Below are 23,067 nucleotides of genomic sequence, written 5' to 3'. Positions count from 1 at the left end.
AGGGCTCTCTCCAGGCAAAGGCCCCCGCCGATGAAGACCCTGATGCTGGCTTCCCTGCTCCTGCTCGCTGGCTGCGCCAGCATGGGTGGCGCAGGTGCTCCCCCGGTGGACGTCAAGGGCGCCGATGTCTCCAAGCGCACTATGGACAACGGCGATGTCATCGAGGAATACCGTGTGTCCGGCCAGCTGCGCATGGTCAAGGTGACGCCGTCGCGCGGCGCCCCGTTCTACATGTACGACAAGAACGGCGATGGCCGATTCGACAACGACAAGGATGGCGTGTCGCCGGTGTACTGGAAGCTGTACAGCTGGTGATGTGACCGGGGTCGGATCCCTGCAACTCAGTAGATCTGCAACTCAGTAGATCCACGCCATGCGTGGATCCACCCCGGCCCCCACAAAAAACAACGCCGGCGCGCATCCTGCGGCCGGCGTCGGGTCCCCTCCCCGGGAACACTTGAATCAGCGGATGACCAGCACCGGCAGCGTGCTGCGCGCCAGCACCTCGGCGGTCTGGCTGCCCAGCAGCACGCGGGTCACGCCCCGGCGGCCATGCGAGGTCATCACGATCAGGTCGCTGTTGCGCTCGGCCGCCGTCTCGATGATGCCGTCGGCCGCGTAGCGGTCCAGCACGTGCACCGGGTTGGCGGTGATGCCCTGCTCGGCGGCCTTGGCCAGCGCCGGCTGCAGCACCTTCTGCGCGCCTTCCTCGCGGTCGGCCTTGTATTCCGGGCTGTTCATGTAGCCCACGCTCCAGCCCATGGCGTCATACATGCCGACGGCCCACGGCTCGGAAACAGTGACGATATCGACCTCGGCATTGAGGTCCTTGGCCAGCTCCAGGCCCTTGGCCAGGCCCTTGTCGGCCAGCTCGGACCCGTCAGTGGCAATCAGGATGCGCTTGTACATGGTAGGGCTCCGTGGCGATCTGCCAGATGGGAACGACACCATTACACACCGGATGTGCAGGCTGCGCCTTGAGCAGGATCAATCCGGCGTAGAGCAGCGCCCGTGCGCGCCACCCGCTTGCCCGCCCCCCCTTCTGTAGAGCCAAGCCCATGCTCGGCTGCTTCTGGCGGGAAAAGCAGCCGAGCCTGGCTATGCCGGTCGTCCTGACCGGCACCCTTCGGGCCGTCGCAAGCGACGTTGGCAGCGGCTACTGCCGCTACCTTCGGCTCTACAACAATGTCGCTCAGGCGATCTGCACCACGCGTGCGTTCTGGCACAGCGGGTAGCTGCCCACGAATTCAGCGATTGCATCGCGCATCGCCTCGAACGATTGGCCGTACATGTACAGCGCGGTCTCGGTCGGGCCCTGCCACCAGCTGCAGATCTCGCCAAGGCCATCAATGCGCTCGGACAGCTGCTCGAACACGTGGTTGGAATCGCACTGTTCGTAGACTTCGTCCGGCAGGTTCAGGCCATCCAGGTAGATGCCCAGGCCCTCGGTCACGCCGAAGCTGCGATCGGCTTCACCCGCGCCCTGGATCTTCGAGCCCTTCGGTGCACCCAGCTGCTCCAGCAGGTCGATCAGCTTGGGCACGCCATCGGCATCGACCAGCGCCACTTCGATATCGCCGTATTCGACCTCACCCAGGTCGGACATCGCCGTGCCGCCGCCGGTGATCTCGCCGACATTGGCCGCCTGCAGCAGCGCATCGAGTGGGTCCTCGAACAGTTCGTGGCGATGTTCGGGCTGCAGCCGGGCATTCAACGTCACGGTGACGTGCAGCGCGGGTTCGGTCATGGGAGCGTTCCTGAAAGAAGTGCCGCCTATTGTAGAGCCGAGCCCATGCTCGGCTGCTTTTCGCGCCAGAAGCAGCCGAGCATGGGCTCGGCTCTACAACAGCCCGTCAGCGCAGGAACGGGGTCACCTTGCGCTTGAGCAGCTCCACCAGCACCGGGTCCATGTACTCGTAGTCATCCGGGATATCCAGGCAGATCACGCGCTTCTCCTTCAGCCACGGCTTGTAGCGGCTGGACAGCCGGTTGCGGTGGGCCTTCTCCATCACGAACACCAGGTCGGCCCACTGCAGCAGCTCGGGGCTGAGCACTTCCTCGGCGTCGGCCAGCAGCCCGGCCGAGGCAGTCTCGATGCCCGGCCAATCGGCGAATACCTGCTCGGCCGTCGGGCTGCGCAGGCGGTTCTGACTGCAGAGGAAGAGCACGTTGCGGGTCATGCCGGCAGCCTAATCGGGGTCGGATCCCTTTTCCAACGGAAAAGGGCTCTGACACCAACAGGGTGCTTTCAGACAAGTTGCATGGTCGGATGACCGTTCAAGGGGCCACCATGTGCTTCTGCCACCGTCCAGATGCCCATGATCACCAAGGATGACCTGTTAACGACGTTCGGAGAGGTGGCCGAAATCCACGGCTGCTACTTCTGCAAGTACGTAGTCGCGACGTACGTACTCTATTGCTGCGTGAGGAACGCCAAGGGACATGACCTCGCGATCGCTTCCAGGAATGTCGATGATCCGGAATTCGCCACCAGCGTCGTGCTGAACGCACCGCACCATCTTTCACATGATGGGCCAACGATCTTCGAGATTCCTTCCAACGCCTATGGGTTCACTCATGCGATGGCGGTTCCCAGCACCTATCACGGGCTTCTGAATCGGATCGAGAAGCGCACGGGGCTGTTCCTATGCCTGCCGATCTTCCGGTGTGAGTTCAACGGCAACGAATCAGCAGAGGATTTCAGATGGTCCACACATCACATCGTTGACGTCAACAACTGGCATAGGACCAAGCAGCCGAAGATAAGCGTGTACTTCGACAATCCCCGCACTGGCGGCGGAACGGACAAGGACGGCGCCATCGTGAGCCTGGAGACGTTAATGGCCGAGATCGACAACCTCAACGGAGTGAACAGCGGCTTCATCGAGATCACCAACTATCGCGATGAGGTGATCGAGGTGTTGTCACCGGAGGATGGCCACTACGTATTGATCCGCAACCGTCAGGACGAAGAAGCGATGGACCGAGCGCGGTTGGTGGCAGCCGTAGAGACGTTCACCACCGGCTGACGACCGACCGCATTTGTAGAGCCGAGCCCATGCTCGGCTGGGTTTTCCCGGTACAAGCAGCCGAGCATAGGCTCGGCTCTACAGGTATCCCGCCTCCCGACGGTGATCAGATCACCGTCAGGTTGGCGTAGGCCATCACCAGCCACTTGCTGCCGGCGTCGGCGAACTCGACCTGCACGCGGGCGTGGGCGCCGCTGCCTTCGTAGTCGGTCACCATGCCTTCGCCGAACTTGGGATGGGTGACCAGCGCGCCGAGCTTGACCGGCGGTGCCTCGATCGAGGCATGGCCCATCACCCGGCTGGCGCCCATCGAGGCCGGCCGCGAGACCTGCACCTTCGGGCGCACCTCGTGCAGCAGCTCGCGCGGAATCTCGCGCAGGAAGCGCGAGGGCAGGCTGTAGTTGTCCTGGCCGTGGATGCGACGCGATTCGGCATAGCTCAGCACCAGCTTCTGGCGCGCGCGGGTGATGCCGACGTAGGCCAGGCGGCGCTCTTCCTCCAGCCGCCCGCTTTCTTCCAGCGAACGTGCGCTGGGGAACAGGCCGTCTTCCATGCCCGCCAGGAACACCAGCGGGAATTCCAGGCCCTTGGCCGAATGCAGGGTCATCAACTGCACACCGTCCTCGCCGGCCTGCGCCTGGCCTTCACCGGCCTCCAGCGCGGCATAGGCCAGGAACGCGACCAGCTCGTCCATGTCCTCGCCCACTTCCTCGACGTCGTCGGCGCGGCGCACGAAGCGCGAGGCCACCGAGACCAGTTCGTCGAGGTTGTCGGTACGCGATTCCGAATCCAGCGAATTGCGGCTTTCCTTGCTCCAGTGCTCGCGCAGCTGCGAGCGGGCCAGCACGTGGTCCACGCGCTCGGCCAGGGTCATGTGCACGGTCTGCGCCTGCAGCTCGTTGACCAGCCCCAGGAAGCCGGCCAGCGCATTGCGCGCGCGTGCGGCCAGCGCGTTGCCCTGGGTGACCAGCATGGTCGCTTCCCACAGCGAGATGCCCTGTGAGCGCGCCTCGCGGCGCACTTCGTCGAGCGTGCGGTCGCCGATGCCCCGGGTGGGCGTGTTGACCGCGCGCTCGAAGGCGGCGTCATCGTTGCGGTTGGACAGCAGGCGCAGGTAAGCCAGCGCATCCTTGATTTCGGCACGCTCGAAGAAGCGCATGCCGCCATACACCCGGTACGGCACCTGTTCGCTCAGCAGCGCTTCTTCCAGCGCGCGCGACTGCGCGTTGCTGCGGTAGAGCACGGCCACTTCGGTGTAACTGCCACCGTCGCGCACCCATTGGCGGGCACGCTCAACGATGTAGCGCGCCTCGTCCATCTCGTTGTACGCCGCGTACAGATCGATCGGCTCGCCGTCACCGCTGTCGGTCCACAGCTGCTTGCCGATGCGATCCGGGTTGTGCGCGATCACCGCGTTGGCGGCACCGAGGATGTTGGCGGTGGAGCGGTAGTTCTGCTCCAGGCGGATGGTCTGCGCACCCGGGAAGTCGCGCAGGAAGCCCTGCACGTTCTCGACCTTGGCACCGCGCCAGCCGTAGATGGCCTGGTCATCGTCGCCAACCACGAACACATGGCCGGAATCGCCGGCCAGCACGCGCACGAAGGCGTACTGGATGGCGTTGGTGTCCTGGAACTCGTCCACCAGGATCTCGCGGAAACGGGCGCGGTAATGCGACAGCAGCGCCGGGTTGTCGCGCAGCAGTTCATGCGCGCGCAGCAGCAGCTCGGCGAAGTCGACCAGGCCGGCGCGGTCGCAGCGCGCCTGGTACTCGATGTAGGCCTGGCGCATGGTTTCCAGCCACGCGTCGTGCGGCTCGGGCTGGATGTGCTGCGGGCGGCGGCCCTCATCCTTCTGCGCGTTGATCCACCACGCGATCTGCTTGGCCGGGTACTTGCCGTCGTCCAGTTCCAGCGCCTGCACCACGCGCTTGACCAGCCGCAGCTGGTCGTCCGAGTCCATCACCTGGAAGCCTTCGGGCAGCTTGGCGTCCTGCCAGTGCAGGCGCAGCAGACGGTTGGCCAGGCCGTGGAAGGTACCGATCCACATGCCACGGCTGCCATGGGGCAGCTGGGCGTCGATGCGGTGGCGCATTTCGCCGGCCGCCTTGTTGGTGAAGGTCACCGCGAAAATGCCGTGGGTCGGCACGCCGTCGACTTCATGCAGCCAGGCGATGCGGTGGGTGAGTACGCGGGTCTTGCCGGAACCGGCACCGGCCAGCACCAGGTGGTGGCCGGGGGGAGCGGAGACGGCTTCGCGCTGGGCCGGGTTCAGGCCATCAAGCAGGTGGGAGACATCCATGCCCCCATTTTACGGCATCGCCGTCGCGGCTCCTGCGATCACTTCGGTGGCGAGCGCCTGCGCCTGCTGACGCAGTTCAGGCACCGCCAGGCTTTCCCACAGGCTGCCGATGCGCAGGCTGCCGAGCACGCCCAGCCGCGCCTGCGGCTGGCCACCGGCGGCGCGCAGGCGGCCGCCCGGCACCGTGCTGTCCAGGCCCAGCCCATGCGGGCCGGGGCGAGCCAGGCCCTCGGCCTGCAGCTGCTGCAGCAACGGATTGCGCAACGCGTTGGCGCGGGTTTCCACGCCGGTGGCGTTGACCACACCGCCGATCGTCCAGTGCTGTTCATTGCCGTTGGCATCGCGACCCGACAGCCGCAGGGCATCGCCTTCGCGGCCGACGGATTGCAGGCGGGACCGGTGAATGCGCAGTTGGCCGCTTTCGGTCAGCGCCTGCAGCTGTGCGTCGACCTCTTCGGCGATGCGGTGGCGATGCACGTCCCAGTAGCGCACCACATGGCGCAGGAAACGACGCTGGTCGGCCTCGTCGAGGCTGCACCACAGCGCCTGCCCGTGCGGACGGATGCGGTCCATCACGCCCTGCCACGGCAGGCCATCGGCCTGCGCTTGACGGGCGAAGCCACGCAGCGCACGCAGGCGCTGGCGCAGGTTCATCGGCGGCAGCACCGCCGGATCGAAGCTGGGCAGGCCGCCGTGCGCGTGCGGCAACGGCAGCAGGCCATGGCGCGAGATCACATGCAGCGGGCCGGTATGACCGGCGGCGACCAGCGCCAGCACGGTGTCGGCCATGCTCAGGCCGGAGCCGACAATGGCCACGGCCTGCTCACCGGCCAGGGTACGCACACCGTCGTAGTCCCAGGCCTCGATCACGTCATCGGCGGGCAGTGCGTCGGCACCGGCCACCGGCAGCGGCCGCATGCTGTTGCCGGTGGCGAGCACCGCCTGCGCGACATGCAGCGTCTGGCCATCACCCAGCTGCAGCCGGTAACCATGGTCATTCGGTTGCAGGCCCAGCACCGGCTGCGCGATCACCTGCAGCTGCGCCGGGCTGGCCGCGGCGGCCTCCTGCAGGCGCTGCTGCAGGTACGCTGCAAAGTAGTGGCGGCACACGTAACGCTCGCCCAGCACCTCGCGCGCCTCGCCCGGGTAGGCGTTGGCGGCCATCAGGTAGTCGAGGAAATCGCCAGGCTGGTCGGCAAACGCACTCATCTTCGCCGCCGGCACGTTCAGCAGGTGCTCCGGCCACGGCGTGGCATAGGCGATGCCCTGCGCCAGCTGCGAAGCCGGTTCGAAGATGGCCAGCGCCAGCGGCGCCTGGGCCTGGCGCAACACCTGGATCGCCACCAGCACCCCGGCCGCACCACCACCGATGATTGCCAGGTCCAGTTCGCCATTACGCGGTGAATCAGTCATGCGCCGATTGTAGGCCATCGGCGATGACGGGCCGGGTTGCCGAAGCGGACGGTTGCCGCCACCTCACATCAACGCATCGGCCAGCCGTGCGATGCCTTCGCGGCTGCGCCGCCACGTGGGGCGACTGCGCCACTGCTGCAGGTCCAGCTGTCGCGACTCGCGCAGGTAGCCATCCTCGATCGCGCACAGCTGCTGCACCAGCGCGCGGTCGTAGCAGACCAGGCCGATTTCGGCATTCAGCGCGAACGAGCGGATGTCCATGTTGATTGAGCCGAGCACGGCGATGTCCTCGTCCACGCTCATGTGCTTGGCATGTAGGAACTGCGGCTCGTACAGCGCGATGCGCACGCCACAGCGCAGCAGCTCGTCGTAGTAGGCCTCCTGCGCCCATGACGTCAGCCGCTGGTTGTTGCTGGCCGAAAGGATCAGCTGCACCTGCACGCCGGACAAGGCCGCAATGCGCAAGGCGCTCAGCGTGGCTTCGTCGGGCACGAAATACGGGGTGACCATCACCAGCCGGCGCCGCGCCAGGTGGATCAGCGCCGCCACCGCATCGCGTGCGTTGCTGTAGGGATAGGCGGGACCGCTGGGCAGCAGCTGGGTGGCGATGTCGTCGCTGCACTCGGGCACATCGGCGATCACGTCCAGGCGCTGGCCGGTTTCCATGTACCAGTCGCTGGCGAACACCGCTTCCAGATGCGCCACGGCCGGGCCACGCACGCGCGCCACCAGCTCGCGGTTCGGGTGGCCGGGCACGAACTGCGGACCGGCCAGGTTCTGCGAACCGACATAGGCCACTTCGTTGTCGATCACCGCTATCTTGCGGTGGTTGCGCAGGTCCATGCGCCCGCTGCGGCGCCAGCGCAGGCCACCGGGCAGCATCGCGCGCACTTCGATATCGCGAGCTTCCAGGCGTTTGCGATAGGCGCGCAGGCCACGCTTGGCACCCACCGCGTCGAGCAGCACACGGCACTGCACGCCCCGTGCAGCCGCACGCTGCAGTGCCTCGACGATAGCCTCGCCCACCGCGTCGTCGAACATCAGGTAGTACAGCAGGTGCACCCGGTCTTCGGCCTGGTCGATATCGGCAATCAGCGTGTGCAGCGATTCGTCGTAGTCGGTCAGCAGATCGACGGCGTTGCCGTGCACCGGCATGAAGTCGCCCTGGCGCTGCACCAGCGGCACGATCTCGGCGCTGGCGGTGTCCGGCTGCGGTGTCCAGCGCAGGCGATGCTGCAGCGCCTGTTCCTCGCGGATGACCTGCGAGGCCTCGGCCTGGCGGCGGATGCGCTCGCGCGACAGCCATGGGTGGCCGAACAGCAGGTACAGCGGCAGGCCCAGCAGCGGCACGAAGCCGACCAGCAGCAGCCAGCTGCGCGCCGCCCCCGGCGTGGTGCGGGTGGGAATCCAGCACAGCGCGACCAGCCGGATCAGCCAGTCGATCAGCAGCAGATACGAACCCAGCAACCACTCGAACAGCATCGCGTCGCCCGTCGGGAGGTGATGGGCCATTCTGCCCAGCAGGATTTGTAGAGTCGAGCCATGCTCGACTGCCTTTCGAACCGACGGCAGAGAGCCAGCGTGTCGACCAGGGTCGACAGCTACCGGGTGCGGGGAGAGCGTGCCGACCAACGGTCGGCACCCACCACCTGGATGCCAGGCATGAAAAAACCCGCCACAAGGGCGGGTTTCTTCGCGGGGATCAGCAATCCGTGCGGATTACTTGATCTTGCCTTCCTTGTACAGGACGTGCTTGCGCACGACCGGATCGTACTTCAGGAATTCCATCTTCCCCGGGGTGTTCTTCTTGTTCTTGTCGGTCGTGTAGAAGTGGCCGGTACCGGCCGAGGAAATCATACGGACCTTATCGCGCTTGCCTGCCATGATGCTTTACTCCTCAGACCTTTTCGCCGCGCGCACGCAGCTCAGCCAGAACGGAATCAATGCCGTTCTTGTCGATGGTGCGCAGTGCATGCGCGGAAACACGAAGCTTGACCCAGCGGTTCTCGCTGGCCACCCAGAAACGGCGCTCGTGCAGATTCGGCAGGAAACGACGACGGGTCTTGTTGTTGGCGTGCGAGACGTTGTTACCCGTCTGCACTCGCTTGCCGGAAACCTGGCATACGCGGGACATTGCGCACCTCGATAGTAGTAGTTGTCAGCCCGTAGCCCGGGAGACGGCGGCCTCGATGGTTGCCCACCACACGTCAAGAGAATCAAAGGGTTACGCTGGCGTTGGGCGGCCGGGGACGTGCTCCCGGGGGCGCCGCCCGGTAGAAAACCGGACACAGCGAGCCGCGCATTATGCACGGGTTCAAGCACTTGCGCAAGTTACCCACAGGCTGCGGCTGAACCGGCAGGGCCGGGAGCCCGCCAACCGGCATACTGGCCCGGATCACTGCGGAGCTTTCCATGCGGCTGCTGGCCCTGACCTACGGAACCGAAGGCGATACGCGCCCGCTGGCCATGCTCTGCCATGGGCTGATCGGCGCAGGCCACGCGGTGACACTGCTGGCCGATGGCGGCACCCTGGGCAGCGCGCAGGCCCTGGATGTGCCCCACGCGGCCCTTGAGGGCGACATCCATGACGAAGTGGTCGCCCTGGTGTCGCGTGGCAACGGTGTTGCCGCCGCCAGTTCCGGTCTGGCACGGATGGCGCTGCAGCATGTCAGCGGCTGGATGCGCCAGGCCGATGCGGCCGCAGAAGGCTGCGATGCGATTCTGACCGGTGGCCTGGCGGCCTTTGTCGGCATGAGCGTGGGCGAACGCCGCGGAATGCCGGTCATCGGCACCGGCATGATCCCGCTGACCCCGACGCGGACCTTCCGCTCTCCGTTCCTGCCACCGGGACGCTCGCCGGGCTGGTTGAACCGCGCCAGCTATGGGCTGGTCAACGGCCTGATCTGGCGCCAGTTCCGCCGGCCGATCAACGCGGCACGCCAGCAACTGGGGCAATCGCCGCGCCGCGCGTTGTGGTCCGGCCTGCCGATGCTCTATGGCATCTCGCCGCAGCTGCTGCCGCCACCGGCGGACTGGCCGGCCAACCACATCGTCTGTGGCCAGTGGCGGCTACCTGATGCGCCCTGGACGCCCCCGGTCGATCTGCAGGCCTTCCTCGATGCCGGGCCGCCGCCGGTGTACCTGGGCTTTGGCAGCATGACCGGGTTTGATCGCGAGCGCGTGCTGCCGGCCCTGCTGCAGGCGCTGGCACCGCGCCGGGTGCTGCTGTTTCCAGGGTGGGCCGGATTGCCGACGGGTGCGCTGCCAGCAGATGTGTTCGTGCTCGGCCCGACGCCACACGAAGCACTGTTCCCGCATTGCGCACTCGCCATCCACCATGGTGGCAGCGGCACCACGCATTCGGCCTGCCGCGCCGGCATTCCCTCGCTGGTGATGCCGTTCGCTGCGGATCAGTTCTTCTGGGCCGATCGCCTGTGTCGGTTGGGCGTGGCACCGGCACCGTTGTCACCGAAGCGACTGGATGCAGCAACGCTGGCAGCAGCCATCACCTTCGCAGAAGCCGACGCAGTACGCGCGCGCGCGGCGGCCCTGGGCGTGGCGATGAGCGATGAAGACGGGGTGGCCTGTGGCGTGGCGATGATCGAGCGCTGGTTACGGCCGATGTAACAGCGGGCAAGCCTCAGCGCAGGTGCGGAATCACCTGGGCCAGCAGATGGGCATCCTTGAGCGCACCGTGCAGGCCCCGGTTGCCGGGGATGCGCAGGCGCTGCAGCACATCGTCCAACTTGTTGCCCTGGCCGGGCCAGCGCCCGCGCGCCAGCTTCAGGCTGCAGGTGATGCGACAGTGCTGGGCCAGCGTGCCGGGTATGCCAGCCAGGCGCAGCTCGTTGTCGAGGAAGCCCACGTCGAAGGTGGCGTTGTGCGCGACCATCTCGCTGCCGCGCAGGAAGTCCAGCAGTTCGGCGGCCTTGCTGGAAAACAGCGGCTTGCCCACCAGCATCGCATCGCTGATGCCATGCACGCGCTGTGCGCCCCAATCGACCCTGCGCTGCGGCTGCAGGTAGGTGTGGAACTGGCGACCGGTGAGCTGGCCATCGATCAGCTCGACGGCACCGATTTCGATCACCCGATGCCCCAGGCGGTGGGAGATGCAGGTGGTTTCGGTATCCAGTGCGACGATGCGACTCATGCGTGGCGATGGTTCCTGTTGCGTGCCGCGATGATTTTCGCATGCCTGCAGCAGGAAGCCCTCCCTGTACCCGAACCCGTGCTCGGCTCACGCGCGAAGCGCGGGCCTTGAGCGTTGGAGCGAGAAGCAGCCGAGCGTGGGCTCGGCTCTACAGGTGCGTGTGCATCACCCCAACGCTTCCACCACCCAATCGATGAACACCCGCAGCCGCTGGCTCATGTGCCGGTTCGGCGGGAACATCACGTGCATCGGCATCGGTGGCAGCTGCCAGTCCTGCAGCAGCGGCAGCAGTTCGCCACGCGCCACGTGCGGCGCGGCCATGTAGCTGGGCAGCGCGACCACGCCAAGCCCCGCCAACGCAGCGGCCAGATAGGCATTGCCGTCATCGAAGCCAACCGTATAGCGGCTCTGCACTTCTACGCGCTCCTCGCCGCGCTGCGCGCTGAACACTCTCGCCCGGCCACTACGCGGGCTGAGGAAGCCGACCATGTGATGATCAGGCCCTTCCAGCGCGCGCGGGTCGGTCGGCAGGCCGAAGCGCTGCACATAGCCTGGACTGGCGTGGAAGCCGATCGGCAGTGCAGTCAGCGGCCGCGCCACCAGCGCCGGGTCGGCCGGGGTGCCGCCACGGATCACGCAATCGACGTTGTCGGCGATGACATCGACCTCGCGATCACTCACGCCGACGTCGAGCTGGATCTCCGGGTAGCGCGCCTGGAAATCCGGCAGCACCGGTACCAGCCGCAGCCGCGCGTAGGGCCCTGGCACATCCACGCGCAGGCGGCCACGCGGCTGGGCGGCCGCGTCGCCCAGCCCGCCTTCGACCTCGTCCAGTTCGGCCAGCAGGCGGGCGATGCGCGGGTAATAGGCCGCGCCGTCGGCGGTGACGCTGACCCGCCGGGTGGTGCGGTTGAGCAGGCGCAGCCGCAGGTGCGCCTCCAGCTGCTGCACCAGCTGGGTAACCGTGGTGCGGCTGATCTGCAGGGTGTGCGCGGCGCGGGTGAAGCTGCCGGTTTCCACCACGCGGGCAAAGGCCCGCATCGCCTCGAAACGGTCCATGGCCGGCCGTGATTATTTGGGATTGGCAATCAATCTAGGCCGATCATCGCGGTTTATCCAGACAGCGCTCGCGAGGAGGATGGCGTTCTCTCCCACGGGATCTTCCCCATGTCACAGCGTGATGTCGTTTTCCCCGCCGGGCGCCAGGCCCTGTACGAGCGCAACCGCTACTCGCCGGCGATCCGGTCCGACGGCTTCCTGTTCGTTTCCGGCCAGGTCGGCAGCCGCGAGGACGGTTCGCCCGAGCCGGACTTCGAGACGCAGGTGCGCCGCGCCTTCGAGAATCTCAATGCGGTGTTGGCTGCCGCCGGCTGCACCTTCGATGACGTGATCGACGTGACCGTGTTCCTGGTCGATCCGGAGAAGAACTTCGAGAAGGCCTGGGCGATCGTGCCCGAGTACTGGGGCGAGGCCCCGCACCCGACCCTGACCGGTATCGGCGTGACCTGGCTGTACGGGTTCCAGTTCGAGATCAAGGTGATCGCGAAGCTGCCTGCAGACCGGTAGTGCCGGCCGCTGGCCGGCAATGTGTCGGGGGGCGAAAAGCGTGTCGACCAAGGTCGACCCCTACCGGGGGGCTGATCGTGCGAAAGCAGCCGAGCGTGGGCTCGGCTCTACAGAAGCGCAGCCCGGTGGGCCGAAAGGCCCGCCCCACCTGAACGGGAGATTCCGACGTATTCCCGAGGCGGCCATTGATATTGTATCCGGCGAAAACCGCTTGCTAGCCTCCCCTTCATGCGCTGGATCACCCGCCACCTCCGTTCGACCCTGCTGATGCTGCTGATGGCGGCGTTCGTGGTCGTGCCGGTGGCCGACGTGCTGGCCTGCGCGGTCGAACCGCACGACACCACTGCGGTGCACGTGGAAAGCAACGCCAACGATGCCGAGGGTGACAGTGACAGCAAGCACGCCGGTGCCTGCAGCCACAACCACTGCCACCACTCCAACCTGAGCCTGCCGGCGCACACGATCGCCGCCTTCGGGGCGCCACTGCCGGCGCGCTGGATGAGTGCGGGCGATGCGGCGACCTATGCGGTCGCCCAGGATGAATTGACGCGTCCACCCCGGGCGTGAGTTGAGCGCGTCCCGCGATTGCGGGCTCCCGTTTCACTCACAACCGGAATCCCCCTATGTCGATCCTGACACCTCGGTCGCCGCGTGCGGCCGGGCTGGTCGTCGCCGTGTTGCTGGGCCTGGCCTCGGCGGCATCGGTGATGGCGCAAGCCGCCCCCTCCTACGACACCCTGCTTGAACGCCTGGACCAGCTGCCCGGCACCCGTGTGGGTACGGCACTGGCCGAGGCCGCCGATGCGCGCGCCGACCAGGCCCGTGCGCTGCCCAATCCCTCCCTTTCCTGGTCGGCTGAGAATGCCTGGGGCTCCGGCACCTACCGTGGCATGGGCAAGGCCGATACCGTGCTCACCCTGTCCCAGCCGCTGGAGGTCTGGGGCCAGCGTGGCGCGCGCGTTCGTGCCGCCCGGGCCGAGGCACAAGCCGCTGCCCTGCGTGGTTCGCAGAGCCGCAGCGATGTCGCCAGCCAACTGGCGGCGGTCTACGCACAGGCGGAAAGTGCACTGCGCCGCTACACCCTGGCCGAGGAAGCACTGTCACTGACCCGCGATGACGCCAACGCCGTCAACGCCATGGTCAAGCAGGGCCGCGAACCACAGCTGCGCGCGGTGCAAGCGCAGAGCGAAGTAGCCAATGCCATGGCGTCGCTGGATGAAGCACAGGCGTTCCGCGATGCCGCGCTGGCCCGCCTGGCCGGCACCGCGCTGCTGGATGCGCCGGTGCAGTCGATCGACAACAGCCTGCTCGATCGCGCACCGCCGCTGCCGCGCGGTGCCACCGATACCGCACTGGCAGTGCGCATTGCCGAAGCCGAAGCCGATGCGGCGAGCAAGCTGGTCGACGTGGAGCGCAAGCGCGCCCTGCCCGACCTCAGCGTCACCGCCGCACAGACCCGCTTCCGCGAAGGCGGCGAGCGTGCCTACAACCTCGGGCTCAGCCTCAGCATCCCGCTGTTCGACCGTAACCGCGGTGGCATCCGCGCCGCCAATGCCGACCAGCGCGCGGCCGAGGCACGCCTGGACCAGCAGCGCCGCGACAGCGAGGCCGCACGCCTGTCCGCCGTGGCCGGGCTGAAGGCGGCCGGCAGCCGCACCCGTGCCGCCGATGAAAGCGTGGTCGCCGCCGAAGAGGCCTACCGCCTTGCACGCATCGGTTTCGACGCCGGACGCATCTCGCAGCTGGAACTGCGCAGCACGCGCAGCGCCCTTATCGCCGCCCGCGGCGCCGCCGTGGATGCGCGCCTGTCGCGCGTCGGCGCGGAAATCGATCTTGCCCGCCTTGAAGGGCGCGCACCTTTTGTGGAGGCCCCATGACTCTCTCCCGTACCTTCCCGCTGATCGGCGGCGTGCTGCTGACCGTGCTGCTGGCCGGCTGCGCTGGCAACGCGCAGACACCTGCAAATGAAGACCCCGCCGCGGCCAAGGCGGGCACCGACGATGGCCATGGCCACGCGACCGACAGCAAGGAAGCCAAGGCGGAAGCCGCCAAGGCGCCGGCTGACGCCGATGAAGGCGTGGTACCGCTGACCCCTGAGCAGATCAAGGCGTCCGGTATCGAAGTGGTTGCCGTCGGTCGCGGCGGTGGCGGTTCCACCCGCCTCGCCGGTCGGGTGGAACCCTCGGTCGGTGCCCGTGCCTCGGTGGCGTCGACCGTGACCGGCCGCGTCGAACGCGTGCTGGTCGCACCGGGCACCGCAGTGAAGCAGAACCAGGCCCTGGCCATCGTGGTCAGTGGCGAAGCGGCGGTGTTCCGTGCCAATGCGCTGGCCGCCTCGGCCGAAGCCGAAGCCGCACGCCTGGCCTATGGCCGCGACAAGGCCCTGGTCGAGCAGGGCGTGGTCGCCCGCCAGGAGCTGGAAGCCTCGCGTGCGCGTTCGCTGGCGGCACAGGCCCAGGCCGCTGCCGCACAGGCCCAGGCCGCCGCCAACGGTGCGCCCGATGCCAGTGGACGCGTGCGCATCACCAGCCCGGTGGCCGGCATCGTCGGCAACGTGCAGGTCACCCCGGGTGGTGTGGTCGCTGCCGGCAGCGCAGTCGCCGATGTCGCCGACCCGTCGATGAACGAGCTGGTGTTCACCGCACCGCCGGCGCTGGCCGCGCAGGTCACGCCGGGCATGAAGCTGGAAGTGAGCGTGCCGGGTGGCAGCTTCACCGCTACCGTCACCGGTTCGGCCGCCGATGTACGGCAGCAGGGCGGCGTCGCAGTGATCCGCGCCACACCGGTGGATGCGTCGCTGCCGCCAGCCGGTTCGCCGGTATCGGCCGTGGTGGTCACCGAAGGCCAGGACGGCTCGCTCAGCGTGCCCGCCGATGCGGTGCAGAACGTTGATGGCAGCAGCGCGGTGTTCGTCGCCGTCGAAGGTGGCTTCAAGGCGCAGCCAGTGCTGGCCGGGCGCCGTGCCGGTGACCGCATCGAGATCCTCGGTGGCCTGAGTGGCAACGAGCGCATCGTCGGTGCCAACGCCTTCCTGCTCAAGGCCGAGCTGGCCAAGGGCGAAGCCGAGCACGGCCACTGAGGAGGCGATCATGTTCAAGCTGATCATTGAAACAGCGGTGCGCCACCGCTGGCTGGTGGTGTTCATGGCGGCGCTGATCGCCGCCGTGGGCCTGTTCCAGCTGGGCAAGCTGCCGATCGACGCGGTGCCGGACATCACCAACCGCCAGGTGCAGATCAACACGGTGGCCCCGGCGCTGACCCCGGAGCAGATCGAACGGCAGGTGACCTATCCGCTGGAAACCGCGCTGGCCGGCATTCCCGGCCTGACCACCACCCGTTCGCTGTCGCGCAATGGCTTCTCGCAGGTCACCGCGATCTTCACCGATGCCACCGACATCTACTTCGCCCGCCAGCAGGTAGCCGAGCGCATGCGCGAAGCGTCGGAAGACCTGCCCGATGGTGCATCACCGATGCTGTCGCCGGTCACCACCGGCCTCGGTGAAGTGCTGATGTGGACGGTGGACTTCACCACGTTCGACCCAGCCAAGCTGGCCAAGCCCGGTGAAGCCGGCTGGCAGGCCGGTGAGGTCTACCGCACACCGGAAGGCAACCTGCTGCGCACGCCGGAGGAACGCGCGACCTACCTGCGCACCGTGCAGGACTGGATCATCGCGCCGCAGATGCGTTCCAGTCCGGGGCTGGCCGGCGTCGATACGGTCGGTGGCTACGTCAAGGAATACGGCGTGCATCCGGACAGTGCCAAGCTGGCCGCGCACGGCCTCGGCCTGGCCGACCTGGTCACTGCCCTGCAGCGTTCCAACGTGCAGGCCGGTGCCGGTTTCGTGCAGCGTGCCGGCGAGGGCCTGGTGGTACGTGCCGACGGCCTGGCGCTGACCACCGACGACCTGGCGCAGGCGCCGGTCGCCACCCGCAATGGCGTGGTGGTGCGCGTGGCCGATGTGGCCGACGTCGACCTGAGCCGCGCGCCGCGCCTGGGTGCGGCCAGCCGCAATGGCCATGAAGCCGTGCTGGGTACCGCGCTGATGATCGCCGGTGGCAACAGCCGCACCGTGGCGCAGGCCGCTGCGGCACGCCTGGAACAGGTGAACAAATCGCTGCCGGCCGACATCGTGGCGGCACCGGTGCTGGACCGCAGCGTGCTGGTCAATTCCACCATCAAGACCGTGGCCAGGAACCTCACCGAGGGCGCACTGCTGGTGGTGGTGGTGCTGTTCCTGCTGCTGGGCAACCTGCGTGCGGCGACGATCACCGCGCTGGTGATTCCGCTGTCGTTCCTGTTCGCAGTGATCGGCATGAACCGCTTCGGCATCAGCGGCAACCTGATGAGCCTGGGTGCGTTGGACTTCGGCATCCTGGTGGATGGCGCGGTGATCGTGGTCGAGTCGACCCTGCTGATGCTGGGCCAGCGCCGCGCCGAACTGGGCCGTGCGTTGACCGCGATGGAACGGCTGCGCGTGGCCGCCGATTCGGCAATGAAGATGGCGCGACCGGCGGCGTTCGGCCAGCTGATCATCCTGCTGGTGTTCGCGCCGATCCTCACCCTGGAAGGCGTGGAGGGCAAGACGTTCCACCCGATGGCGGCGACCTTCATGCTGGCCCTGGTCGGTGCCTTCCTCTTCTCTTTCACCTTCGTGCCGGCGATGGCCGCGCTGCTGGTGCGCGAGCCCAAGGTGAAGGAAGGCGATGCGCATGCGGACGACGGCGAGCACGAGACCAGGCTGATACGCGTGCTGCGTGCGCGCATCGAGCCGGTGATCCGCAAGGCCGTGGCGCATCCGCGCACGGTAGTGGCCAGTGCGGTGATGATGGTGGTGGTGGGCATCGGCTCGTTCTCGCTGCTGGGCCGCGAGTTCATGCCGACGCTGGACGAAGGCAACGTGGCGATGCAGGCCCTGCGCGTGCCATCGACCTCGCTGGAGCAGTCACTGGCCATGCAGCTGGCACTGGAAAAGGCGATCGCCACGCAGCCGGAAGTGGAGACCGTGTTCTCACGTACCGGTACCGCCGAGGCGGCGATCGATCCGATGCCGACCAACATCTCAGACAGCGTGATCGTGCTGAAGCCGCGCAAGGACTGGCCCGATCCGAAGCTGGACAAGGAAGCACTGGTGGCGCGCTTCGAAAAACTGGCCGGGCAGCAGCTGGGCAACAGCTTCGAGTTCAGCCAGCCGATCGAACTGCGCTTCAACGAGCTGATTTCCGGCGTGCGTACCGACCTGGCCGTAATGATCTTCGGCGATGACTTCAGCCAGCTGCAGAAGGTGGCCGACCAGGTGGCGTTGAAGCTGCGTGCGGTGAACGGCGCGGCCGACGTGCGGGTGGAACAGATCTCCGGCCTGCCTACGCTCAACGTAGCGATCGACCACGTGGCGGCGGCGCAGTACGGGCTGACCGCCGCGGACGTGAGTGATGCGCTGTCCACCGGCATTGGCGGCACTGCGGCCGGCAAGATCTTCGAAGGTGATCGCCGCTTCAACGTGGTGGTGCGCCTGGACGATGCCTCGCGCAACGATCCGGACCAGCTCGCGTCACTGCCGATCGCCACGCCGTCAGGGCTGGTGATTCCGCTGTCGTCGGTGGCGCGCATCACGGTGAGCGAAGGGCCGAACCAGATCAGCCGCAACAATGGCAGCCGCCGTGTGGTGGTGCAGGCCAATGTGCGTGGCCGCGACCTGGGCGGCTTCGTCGGCGAGGCACAGGCAGCGGTGGCCGACGTGGCACTGCCGCCGGGTGCCTACCTGACCTGGGGCGGTCAGTTCGAGAACCTGCAGCGCGCGGAGAAGCGGCTGGCGACGGTGGTACCGGTGGTGTTCCTGCTGATCGGCAGTCTGCTGTTCATGGCGCTGCGCAGTGGCAAGGAAGCCATTCTGGTGTTCAGCTGCGTGCCGTTGGCGCTGGTCGGCGGCATCCTCGCACTGCTGCTGCGTGGCATGCCGTTCTCGGTGTCGGCAGCGGTGGGTTTCATCGCGGTATCCGGCGTGGCCACGTTGAACGGCCTGGTGCTGATGCAGGCGATCCGCGAGCGCCTGGACGCCGGTGACTTGCCGCTGCAGGCGGCGATCAACGGTGCCTCCAGCCGCATCCGCGCAGTGCTGACCACGGCGCTGGTGGCGATCGTCGGTTTCATTCCGATGGCGATTGCCAGCGGTTCGGGTGCGGAGGTGCAGAAGCCGCTGGCGACGGTGGTGATCGGTGGCCTGATCACCGCCACCGTGCTGACCCTGCTGGTGCTGCCGACGTTTGCCGCGCGCGTGGCCAAGCCGCGGGCGGTGGGGTGAGGTGAGAGGGGGTCGGAGCCCCGCCCTTCGGGCGGGGCTCTGACCCGATCGCATCACGCTCGCCGGGCATGGCCCGGCGCTACCACCGCGCATTCTGGTAGCGCCGGGCCATGCCCGGCGACGCGTCGGGTCAGGCCTTCTTGCGCTCGGCGATGTAGGCCTGGATCTGCTGTTCCAGCACCGGCAGCGGCACCGAGCCCTGCTTGAGCAGGGTGTCGTGGAAACCCTTGATGTCGAACTTGTCGCCCAGCTCCTTCTCGGCCTGCGCACGCAGGCGCACGATGGCGATCTCGCCCAGCTTGTAGCTCAGCGCCTGGCCCGGCCAGGAAATGTAGCGATCCACTTCGGTGGTCACTTCATGCTCGCTCAGCGCGGTGTGGTCACGCAGGTAGGCCAACGCCTGCTCGCGGGTCCAGCCCTTGCTGTGCACGCCGGTGTCGATCACCAGGCGCGCAGCACGCCACATCTCGTAGGTCAGACGGCCGAAATCCTCGTACGGGGTTTCATAGATGCCCATTTCCACGCCCAGCTTCTCGCAGTACAGCGCCCAGCCTTCGCCATAGGCGGAGATGTAGGCGTTGCGGCGGAACTCGGGCAGGTTCTTCTGCTCGGCGGCGATGGCGCCCTGCAACGCGTGGCCCGGATCGGACTCATGCAGGGTCAGTGCCGGCAGGTTGTACAGCGGGCGCGACGGCAGGTTGTAGGTGTTGAGCCAGTAGGTGCCCATGCCACCGCGGCCGGCGGTCCAGAACGGCGCAATGTCCGGCGGCACCGGCACGATGGTGAAGCGGGCGCGTGGCAGCGTCATGTACTTGCCAAGCTGGCCATCGGCGCGCTTGGAGATCCACGCGGCACGCGACAGCAGCTCCTCCGGCGTCTTGGCGTAGAACTGCGGGTCGGTACGCAGGAAGGTCAGGAATTCGGCGAAGCTGCCCTTGAACTTCACCTGCTTGATGATGTCGTTCATTTCCTTCTGGATGCGTGCGACTTCATCCAGGCCGATGCGGTGGATCTCGTCCGGCGACAGGTCCAGCGTGGTGTATTCGTGGATCTGCTGCTTGTAGTACGCCTTGCCGTCGGGCATCGCTTCGGCGGCCAGGGTGGTGCGCGCCTGCGGCACGTACTCGTTGACGAAGAAGGTGCGCAGCTGCTGGAACGCGGGCACCACCTTGCCACTGATCGCTTCACGCGCCTGCGCCTGCAGCCTGGCCTGTTCTGCGGCCGGAACGGTGTTGGGCAGCTTCTTGAACGGCGCGTACAGTGGCGACTCGGTCGGGTCCTTCAACTCGGCGACGGTGGCGATGGACACCTCGCGGCCATCGAGCACCGCGCGCGGCACGCTGAAGCCACGCTTCAGGCCGGCGCGCATGTTCTCTGTCTGCTGCCCGAAATAGCGCGGCACATCGTTCAGCCGTGCGATGTAGTTCTGGTAGTCCTGCACGGTCTTCATCTCGCGCCGGGCCATGAAGGACAGGTTGGACCAGAACGAGGAGTCGGCGTTGAACGGCATCTCGTAGCCACGCAGGCGCGTCTCTTCGGCCAGGTTGAACACCTGGTCGCGGTAGATCGCGTAGTTGACCTGGTTGTCGGGCGACAGGGTCTTCGGGTCGATCTTCTTCAGCGCGGCCAGGGTCTCGTCCCACACCTTCAGGCGCGCCTGCTGCGCGGCCGGGCCGACGTCGGGCATGCGGGTGGCATTGGCCGGGGCGTCCTCGTCCTCGCTGGCCTCGCCGCCGCCATCCTGGCGCCACTTCCATTCCTTCTCGTACACCGCACGGAAGGCGGCGTCGGCGGGCGATTCGGTGGTCACGCTGGCCGGCGCGGCGGTGGCGGGCGGTGCAGCCAGCGCCACAGCGGGGGCGGACAGGGCGAGCAGCAGGGCAACGGCAAGACGGGTTTTCACGAGCACAGGTTCCCGGGAAGGCAGACCCCGATCATGGCACCGCCCACGGTCCAAGGCATGGGACGAAGGTCCTGCCTGCGCAGCAGGCAGGACCGGGAACCGCCCGCAGGCCGGGGCCCCAGCGGCGCAGGCGCGTGGTAGAGCCGACTGTCAGTCGGCTGCTCTTCCGCCACATGCAGCAAAGCCCGCGCTCCGCGCGAAAGTCGACTGACAGTCGACTCTACCCATGGCAGGCACCCCGCAGGCCTCAGTGGCTGGCCTTGTCGCGCTTCCAGCCGCGGTGCTTGATGTCCAGGTGCAGGCTGTACAGCGCGGTGAACGCCGGGAACAGGTTCTGCAGCACACCCACCGAGTCCTGCTTGGCCGAGAACAGGAAGTAGCTCAGCGTCATCAGGCTGCCGATCACGCTCATGTACCAGAACAGGCGCGGGATGACGGGCTTGCCAGCGCGCTTGGAGGCGATGAACTGGACCAGCCAGCGGCCGCCGAACATCAGTGCGCCGGTGTAACCGATCAGCTTCCAGCCGGTTACATGCAGGCCGGTCCAGTACAGCCAGGTCAAGGGCTGATCCAGCCAGTGAAGCTCCAGATCCATCAGCGCTCCTCCACCGCGGTGCGCTTGCTTCGGGTGATAAGCCAGGCCACGCCACGCAGATCGCGGATGCCGACCAGCGCGCGGCCGAGGTTGTTGTACTTGGACACACCGGCGGTGCGGTGGCGGTGGTTGACCGGCACGCTGGTGGTCTTCCAGCCGGCGCGCTGCATCAGCGCCGGCAGATAGCGGTGCATGTGGTCGAAATACGGCAGGTCGAGGAACGCGCTGCGTTCGAACAGCTTGATGCCGCAACCGGTGTCGGGGGTGTCGTCGCGCAGCATGCGCGCACGGATGGCATTGGCCCAGCGACTGGCCCAGCGCTTGCTGCTGCTGTCCTGCCGGTTGACGCGCCAACCGGCGAACAGCTTCACCTGCGCGTCGGCGGCGTCGCGTGCGGCGAGCAGCTTGGGAATATCGGCCGGATCGTTCTGGCCATCGCCATCCAGGGTCGCGATCCACGGCGCCCGCGCATGCTTGACGCCGGTGCGCACCGCCGTGCTCTGCCCGCTCTGGTTCACATGGTGCAGCACGCGCAGTTCCGGGGTGGTTGCCTTCAGCCCCTGCAGCACCGCCAGGGTGTCATCACGCGAGTGGTCGTCGATGTAGACGATCTCGAACGGCAGTCGGCCACGCAGCGCAGCGGTGATTTCGGCGACCAGCGGGGCAACATTGTCGCGCTCGTTGAACACCGGGACGACAACGGAAAGCTCGGGTTGGCTCATAAGGCACTCGGCCAAAGGGGGGACAAAGACCGCGCATTCTCCGAAACCGAGGTTATCCGAAGATGAACCCGGCGGCGTGAGGATCCGTCCTCAGGCGCGATCGCCAAAATACTCGCGGCACCACAGCACCACAGGCGGCAGGCCTTGTTCGATCGGGGTAACCGCATCGAAGCCGAAAGCGTCATGTGCGCGCCGGGTATCGGCCATCGTGCGCACCATGTCGCCCGGCTGCATGGGCTTGTAGACCTTCTGCGCAGGGCGGCCGGCCGCCTGCTCGATCACGCTGATGAAGCGCTCCAGCTCGACCGGCGTATGGTTGCCGAGGTTGAACACCCGGTGCGGCACCGGGCCGTCGGCCGGATGCGCGAGGGCGCCGAGGATACCGGACACGATGTCGGAGACATGTGTGAAATCGCGCTGCATGCGGCCTTCGTTGAACACGTCGATCGGCCGACCGGCCAGCACCGCGCGCGAGAACAGCAGCGGTGCCATGTCCGGCCGGCCCCACGGGCCATACACGGTGAAGAATCGCAGCCCGGTGGCATGCAGGCCGTACAGCTGTGCGTAGGTGTAGGCCATCAGCTCGTTGGCCGCCTTGGTCGCCGCGTACAGCGAGCGCGGCTGGTCCACGCGCTGGTCCTCGGAGAACGGCGGCGTGGCCGAGTCGCCATACACCGAACTGCTGGAGGCATACACCAGGTGCTGCACGCCACGGTGGCGGCACAGCTCGAGCATGTTGACGAAGCCGACCAGGTTGCTGTCGACGTAGGCCTGCGGGTTTTCCAGCGAATAGCGCACGCCGGCCTGTGCAGCCAGATGGATCACGGCGGTCGGCTTCACTTCGTCGAACAGCGCGGCCAGGCCTTCGTTATCGGTCAGGTCCAGCGTGCGCAGGTCCAGCGCCGGGCACAGCGCGGCCACGCGGTCACGCTTGATCTGCGGGTCGTAGTAATCGTTGAAGTTGTCCAGACCGACCACGGCCTGGCCGGCCTCCAGCAGCGCGCGGGCGGTGTAGGCACCGATGAAGCCGGCAGCGCCGGTAAGCAGGATGGTCATCGCGGGTCTCGATCAAAGCACCCCGCTGCCATCGG

The 23,067-nt window shown here is 67.2% G+C and carries 22 protein-coding genes; 8 read left to right on the top strand and 14 right to left on the bottom strand.

The genetic code is table 11. The features are described from left to right. Positions 1-30: 30 nt before the first annotated feature. Positions 31-315, top strand: a complete 285-nt coding sequence (locus AC5P8C_RS05270) for a DUF2782 domain-containing protein (protein WP_005411628.1) — start codon at positions 31-33, stop codon at positions 313-315. 147 nt (positions 316-462) lie between these two features. Here the strand turns inward: AC5P8C_RS05270 and AC5P8C_RS05265 are convergent, their stop codons facing one another. The 3 genes from AC5P8C_RS05265 to AC5P8C_RS05255 form a co-directional block, all read right to left on the bottom strand. After that, positions 463-909, bottom strand: coding sequence for a universal stress protein (locus AC5P8C_RS05265; RefSeq protein ID WP_005420335.1), 447 nt, complete (start codon positions 907-909; stop codon positions 463-465). Positions 910-1,192: 283 nt separating this feature from the next. Next, positions 1,193-1,747 carry a hypothetical protein gene (locus tag AC5P8C_RS05260; RefSeq protein WP_019661735.1) on the bottom strand — a complete coding sequence of 185 codons (555 nt, stop codon included), beginning with the start codon at positions 1,745-1,747 and terminating at the stop codon, positions 1,193-1,195. A 106-nt stretch (positions 1,748-1,853) separates the two neighbouring features. Further along, a complete protein-coding gene (locus AC5P8C_RS05255; RefSeq protein ID WP_019661736.1) occupies positions 1,854-2,180 on the bottom strand; it encodes a low molecular weight protein tyrosine phosphatase family protein in 327 nt (108 codons plus the stop codon). 138 nt (positions 2,181-2,318) lie between these two features. On the opposite strand from AC5P8C_RS05255, the gene AC5P8C_RS05250 reads away from it, so the two are divergent. Next, positions 2,319-3,029, top strand: a complete 711-nt coding sequence (locus AC5P8C_RS05250; RefSeq protein WP_026347225.1) for a hypothetical protein — start codon at positions 2,319-2,321, stop codon at positions 3,027-3,029. Positions 3,030-3,135: 106 nt separating this feature from the next. On the opposite strand, the gene uvrD is transcribed toward AC5P8C_RS05250, so the two are convergent. From uvrD to rpmB, 5 genes are all read right to left on the bottom strand, one after another. Beyond that, positions 3,136-5,328 (bottom strand): DNA helicase II, encoded by a 2,193-nt coding sequence (gene uvrD, locus AC5P8C_RS05245; protein WP_495218406.1) that lies wholly within the window; start codon positions 5,326-5,328, stop codon positions 3,136-3,138. Positions 5,329-5,337: 9 nt separating this feature from the next. Continuing rightward, complete coding sequence (locus AC5P8C_RS05240; protein WP_495218405.1) at positions 5,338-6,759, bottom strand: FAD/NAD(P)-binding protein; 1,422 nt, start codon at positions 6,757-6,759, stop codon at positions 5,338-5,340. Between the two features lie 45 nt (positions 6,760-6,804). Then, the gene (gene cls / locus AC5P8C_RS05235) at positions 6,805-8,223 is read right to left on the bottom strand and encodes a cardiolipin synthase (RefSeq protein WP_049471149.1); all 1,419 of its coding nucleotides are present in this window, start codon (positions 8,221-8,223) and stop codon (positions 6,805-6,807) included. 237 nt (positions 8,224-8,460) lie between these two features. Then, on the bottom strand, positions 8,461-8,628 hold the full coding sequence (gene rpmG / locus AC5P8C_RS05230) for a 50S ribosomal protein L33 (protein ID WP_169411268.1): 168 nt from the start codon (positions 8,626-8,628) through the stop codon (positions 8,461-8,463). A gap of 10 nt (positions 8,629-8,638) precedes the next feature. After that, positions 8,639-8,875 (bottom strand): 50S ribosomal protein L28, encoded by a 237-nt coding sequence (gene rpmB, locus AC5P8C_RS05225; RefSeq protein WP_005411638.1) that lies wholly within the window; start codon positions 8,873-8,875, stop codon positions 8,639-8,641. Between the two features lie 278 nt (positions 8,876-9,153). Here rpmB and AC5P8C_RS05220 point away from each other — a divergent pair, with 278 nt between their 5' ends. Next, entirely contained in the window at positions 9,154-10,368 is a 1,215-nt protein-coding gene (locus AC5P8C_RS05220; RefSeq protein WP_233653539.1) for a nucleotide disphospho-sugar-binding domain-containing protein, read from the top strand. A 13-nt stretch (positions 10,369-10,381) separates the two neighbouring features. Here AC5P8C_RS05220 and AC5P8C_RS05215 read toward each other — a convergent pair whose 3' ends face one another. Together AC5P8C_RS05215 and AC5P8C_RS05210 are read right to left on the bottom strand one after the other, a co-directional pair. Beyond that, positions 10,382-10,891, bottom strand: coding sequence for a DNA polymerase III subunit epsilon (locus tag AC5P8C_RS05215; RefSeq protein ID WP_233653538.1), 510 nt, complete (start codon positions 10,889-10,891; stop codon positions 10,382-10,384). Positions 10,892-11,056: 165 nt separating this feature from the next. After that, the gene (locus AC5P8C_RS05210; RefSeq protein WP_346469323.1) at positions 11,057-11,950 is read right to left on the bottom strand and encodes a LysR family transcriptional regulator; all 894 of its coding nucleotides are present in this window, start codon (positions 11,948-11,950) and stop codon (positions 11,057-11,059) included. Between the two features lie 108 nt (positions 11,951-12,058). Between AC5P8C_RS05210 and AC5P8C_RS05205 the strand changes: the two genes are divergently transcribed. From AC5P8C_RS05205 to AC5P8C_RS05185, 5 genes are all read left to right on the top strand, one after another. Beyond that, complete coding sequence (locus tag AC5P8C_RS05205; RefSeq protein WP_106549816.1) at positions 12,059-12,457, top strand: RidA family protein; 399 nt, start codon at positions 12,059-12,061, stop codon at positions 12,455-12,457. Between the two features lie 228 nt (positions 12,458-12,685). Continuing rightward, positions 12,686-13,024 (top strand): hypothetical protein, encoded by a 339-nt coding sequence (locus tag AC5P8C_RS05200; RefSeq protein WP_155030356.1) that lies wholly within the window; start codon positions 12,686-12,688, stop codon positions 13,022-13,024. A 56-nt stretch (positions 13,025-13,080) separates the two neighbouring features. Beyond that, positions 13,081-14,334 carry a TolC family protein gene (locus tag AC5P8C_RS05195; RefSeq protein ID WP_495218404.1) on the top strand — a complete coding sequence of 418 codons (1,254 nt, stop codon included), beginning with the start codon at positions 13,081-13,083 and terminating at the stop codon, positions 14,332-14,334. Then, positions 14,331-15,536, top strand: a complete 1,206-nt coding sequence (locus AC5P8C_RS05190; protein WP_241883512.1) for an efflux RND transporter periplasmic adaptor subunit — start codon at positions 14,331-14,333, stop codon at positions 15,534-15,536. Before AC5P8C_RS05195 ends, AC5P8C_RS05190 begins: the two co-directional genes overlap by 4 nt. A gap of 10 nt (positions 15,537-15,546) precedes the next feature. Beyond that, positions 15,547-18,756 carry an efflux RND transporter permease subunit gene (locus AC5P8C_RS05185; RefSeq protein ID WP_495218403.1) on the top strand — a complete coding sequence of 1,070 codons (3,210 nt, stop codon included), beginning with the start codon at positions 15,547-15,549 and terminating at the stop codon, positions 18,754-18,756. Positions 18,757-18,886: 130 nt separating this feature from the next. Here AC5P8C_RS05185 and AC5P8C_RS05180 read toward each other — a convergent pair whose 3' ends face one another. The 4 genes from AC5P8C_RS05180 to AC5P8C_RS05165 all read right to left on the bottom strand — a co-directional run bounded on the left by AC5P8C_RS05180 (position 18,887) and on the right by AC5P8C_RS05165 (position 23,032). Beyond that, positions 18,887-20,659, bottom strand: coding sequence for a DUF885 domain-containing protein (locus AC5P8C_RS05180; protein ID WP_495218402.1), 1,773 nt, complete (start codon positions 20,657-20,659; stop codon positions 18,887-18,889). Between the two features lie 247 nt (positions 20,660-20,906). Then, positions 20,907-21,254: a lipid-A-disaccharide synthase N-terminal domain-containing protein gene (locus tag AC5P8C_RS05175; RefSeq protein ID WP_058979230.1), complete on the bottom strand. Its 348-nt coding sequence runs from the start codon at positions 21,252-21,254 to the stop codon at positions 20,907-20,909. Next, positions 21,254-21,976, bottom strand: coding sequence for a glycosyltransferase family 2 protein (locus tag AC5P8C_RS05170; protein WP_019661749.1), 723 nt, complete (start codon positions 21,974-21,976; stop codon positions 21,254-21,256). The genes AC5P8C_RS05175 and AC5P8C_RS05170 overlap by 1 nt, the downstream gene beginning before the upstream one ends. A gap of 90 nt (positions 21,977-22,066) precedes the next feature. Then, positions 22,067-23,032 (bottom strand): NAD-dependent epimerase/dehydratase family protein, encoded by a 966-nt coding sequence (locus tag AC5P8C_RS05165; protein WP_019661750.1) that lies wholly within the window; start codon positions 23,030-23,032, stop codon positions 22,067-22,069. Between the last annotated feature and the right edge of the window lie 35 nt (positions 23,033-23,067).

This window comes from Stenotrophomonas sp. YJH_SMC_46, from assembly GCF_059370315.1.
The sequence above is the reverse complement of the archived record's forward strand: the minus strand, read 5'-3'. Positions and strand labels throughout refer to the sequence as shown.

Bases quoted from the DNA above. Each gene is read 5' to 3' on its own strand.
- AC5P8C_RS05270 (WP_005411628.1), top strand. From the start codon at position 31: ATGAAGACCCTGATGCTGGCTTCCCTGCTCCTGCTCGCTGGCTGCGCC.
- AC5P8C_RS05265 (WP_005420335.1), bottom strand. From the start codon at position 909: ATGTACAAGCGCATCCTGATTGCCACTGACGGGTCCGAGCTGGCCGAC.
- AC5P8C_RS05260 (WP_019661735.1), bottom strand. From the start codon at position 1,747: ATGACCGAACCCGCGCTGCACGTCACCGTGACGTTGAATGCCCGGCTG.
- AC5P8C_RS05255 (WP_019661736.1), bottom strand. From the start codon at position 2,180: ATGACCCGCAACGTGCTCTTCCTCTGCAGTCAGAACCGCCTGCGCAGC.
- AC5P8C_RS05250 (WP_026347225.1), top strand. From the start codon at position 2,319: ATGATCACCAAGGATGACCTGTTAACGACGTTCGGAGAGGTGGCCGAA.
- uvrD (WP_495218406.1), bottom strand. From the start codon at position 5,328: ATGGATGTCTCCCACCTGCTTGATGGCCTGAACCCGGCCCAGCGCGAA.
- AC5P8C_RS05240 (WP_495218405.1), bottom strand. From the start codon at position 6,759: ATGGCCTACAATCGGCGCATGACTGATTCACCGCGTAATGGCGAACTG.
- cls (WP_049471149.1), bottom strand. From the start codon at position 8,223: ATGCTGTTCGAGTGGTTGCTGGGTTCGTATCTGCTGCTGATCGACTGG.
- rpmB (WP_005411638.1), bottom strand. From the start codon at position 8,875: ATGTCCCGCGTATGCCAGGTTTCCGGCAAGCGAGTGCAGACGGGTAAC.
- AC5P8C_RS05220 (WP_233653539.1), top strand. From the start codon at position 9,154: ATGCGGCTGCTGGCCCTGACCTACGGAACCGAAGGCGATACGCGCCCG.
- AC5P8C_RS05215 (WP_233653538.1), bottom strand. From the start codon at position 10,891: ATGAGTCGCATCGTCGCACTGGATACCGAAACCACCTGCATCTCCCAC.
- AC5P8C_RS05210 (WP_346469323.1), bottom strand. From the start codon at position 11,950: ATGGACCGTTTCGAGGCGATGCGGGCCTTTGCCCGCGTGGTGGAAACC.
- AC5P8C_RS05205 (WP_106549816.1), top strand. From the start codon at position 12,059: ATGTCACAGCGTGATGTCGTTTTCCCCGCCGGGCGCCAGGCCCTGTAC.
- AC5P8C_RS05200 (WP_155030356.1), top strand. From the start codon at position 12,686: ATGCGCTGGATCACCCGCCACCTCCGTTCGACCCTGCTGATGCTGCTG.
- AC5P8C_RS05195 (WP_495218404.1), top strand. From the start codon at position 13,081: ATGTCGATCCTGACACCTCGGTCGCCGCGTGCGGCCGGGCTGGTCGTC.
- AC5P8C_RS05190 (WP_241883512.1), top strand. From the start codon at position 14,331: ATGACTCTCTCCCGTACCTTCCCGCTGATCGGCGGCGTGCTGCTGACC.
- AC5P8C_RS05185 (WP_495218403.1), top strand. From the start codon at position 15,547: ATGTTCAAGCTGATCATTGAAACAGCGGTGCGCCACCGCTGGCTGGTG.
- AC5P8C_RS05175 (WP_058979230.1), bottom strand. From the start codon at position 21,254: ATGGATCTGGAGCTTCACTGGCTGGATCAGCCCTTGACCTGGCTGTAC.
- AC5P8C_RS05170 (WP_019661749.1), bottom strand. From the start codon at position 21,976: ATGAGCCAACCCGAGCTTTCCGTTGTCGTCCCGGTGTTCAACGAGCGC.
- AC5P8C_RS05165 (WP_019661750.1), bottom strand. From the start codon at position 23,032: ATGACCATCCTGCTTACCGGCGCTGCCGGCTTCATCGGTGCCTACACC.